Source organism: Parabacteroides sp. Y3-G-102 (assembly GCF_023656845.1).
GTDB lineage: Bacteria > Bacteroidota > Bacteroidia > Bacteroidales > Tannerellaceae > Parabacteroides > Parabacteroides distasonis.
The window spans coordinates 1-1,967 of sequence record NZ_JAMOKU010000097.1; the positions used below are offsets into that span (position 1 = coordinate 1).

The window sequence follows — 1,967 nt, forward strand, 5'->3', positions numbered from 1 at the left end:
TGCCTTAAAAGCCAAAATAAAGGCTTTAGAGGGGGAAAATGAACAGCTATCCGATAGACTGGGAAAGGCTATACTTGAAAAAGAGCGAAACGGCACAAAGGTATTCAAAGCCGAGAACGACAAAGAGTATTATAGACAGCAAATGGACAATGCAAGGACAACCAGTAACCGACTAAGAACGGAGAACCAAGAACTAAAGACCGAAACCAAGGAATTGAAAAAAGAACTTGGTAAAATGAAAGACTTGTTCAATTCCGAACAACTGGAGACTTTAAGACATCATTTCCCGAACATATCGAAAGCTATGGAAGAGGGGAAAGACCTACTCAAGCAAATCACCAAAAGCAGGGGTTTCGGCATGGGTATGTAACCCCCCCCGCCCCCAAAGGGGGAGCGACCAAACGGCAGCTTCACTCAATGGAGTGTTACGCCGTTCGGATTCAGAAAACATTTTGCAGGGTTCGAAAAACGGTTGTGTGCTTATCCGAAAAAAAGTTTATGGTGTGGGCGCTCGTCGGGACGGGTGGTCCCGCCCCTTGCCGCTGGGCGCTCCCCGACCGATGATTTTTAAGTGGCTGATTTTGTGCTGTTTTGGGGGTGTATTAAGAACTATAAGAAACAACATAAGCTAAGTAATTGATAATCAATATAGGCTAGTTCACACTGTATGAACTGCCAGTTCAATCTAGCTTGAACTCAGAGTTCAATAAATCATGTTAAAAATCGAACTGTGTGTTTATTTTTGTTGGACTGATAGTCTATATTTGTAGGCGAAAAATCGAACTAATAGAATAATATACCATGGCAAAAAACGAACTAAAATTATCCGACTTCCAAAGGAATAAGGAAAATCCATTCATGAAGCAAGCAATAGAAGATATTGAAAATCATGTTGTTAAAAAATATAAGAGCAGTACAGGAAGTGACAAAAAAGCAGTTGTTGCCGTTGCTGATACAGATACAGGAGAAGTGTTCCGAACTTCCTTTATTCGACAGATAGAAGTAGATGAAGAACAATTTGCAAAACTCTATCTGAACAATTTTGCTGCATTTTTTGACCTTTCACAAGCCGCAATAAGGGTATTTGGCTATATCATGACTTGTATGAAACCCAAGAATGATATGATAATGTTTATCCTAGAAGATTGTCTTGAATATACGAAATATACAAGCAAAGGTACAGTTTATCGAGGGCTTGCAGAACTGGTTAAAGCGGAGATTATAGCCAGAGGTATAAACGAGAACTTATGGTTCATCAATCCCCTTATAGTTTTCAATGGGGATAGAGTTTCTTTTACCAAAACATACGTTCGGAAAAAATCTCTATCAACTAAAAAGAAAGCTGAAGAAGATGAACGCCAGCTATCTTTAGGTTTCAGTTCAGAGTAACACTCCATTGAGCGAAGCTGCCGTTTGGTCGCTTCCCCCCTTGGGGGACGGGAGGGGGATAGGATAAAGTTCCTCTATGTAAAGTTATAATGGGGGATAAAGGCAAGGTTCGCTAACCTTACCCCGATTGTCTATGCTTCCCAGCATCCAATCTACCCCCGTTTATGGGTTTCTCTTTCACTTTACAAAGATAACCTCATGGGGGAAAAATGTCCAAGAATATGGGGGAAAATCTATCAAATCAGTAGAAAATTAGTATCTTTGGGGGACACTTCTAATGGGGGTACTGGTATAGCCTAGACGAAGCGGATAGGCGAAAATAAAGCCGCTGGAGATGTCGGATATCCGTCAATTAACTCCAGCGGCTTGTATTTTGGTAACTCTCCCGTATCGGTCAGCTACCGTTTGGTCAGCAACAAAGGTAATGCTTTATCATCGCAATTCCAAATGTTTTTCCCTTTATTTGTGCATTTACAAAACATTCACTAACTTCGCACCTATGCAGTATGGTGATAGCACACTAGCACCCTAAAGGGTACGTGTGTAAGGGGACAAGCCCCCTTAACCCCCTGTCAGCC

The 1,967-nt window shown here is 41.4% G+C and carries 1 protein-coding gene and 1 pseudogene; both read left to right on the forward strand.

Translation table 11 applies throughout. From position 1 onward, the window contains the following. A pseudogene (locus NBH16_RS23180) lies at nucleotides 1–370 on the forward strand (plasmid recombination protein); the annotation flags it as partial. Nucleotides 371–801: 431 nt separating this feature from the next. Continuing rightward, complete coding sequence (locus tag NBH16_RS23185) at nucleotides 802–1,389, forward strand: replication/maintenance protein RepL (RefSeq protein ID WP_009125772.1); 588 nt, start codon at nucleotides 802–804, stop codon at nucleotides 1,387–1,389. Nucleotides 1,390–1,967: the final 578 nt, after the last annotated feature.

What these genes read in the sequence shown, in the direction of transcription:
- NBH16_RS23185 (WP_009125772.1), top strand. Translation starts at nt 802, where the DNA reads ATGGCAAAAAACGAACTAAAATTATCCGACTTCCAAAGGAATAAGGAA.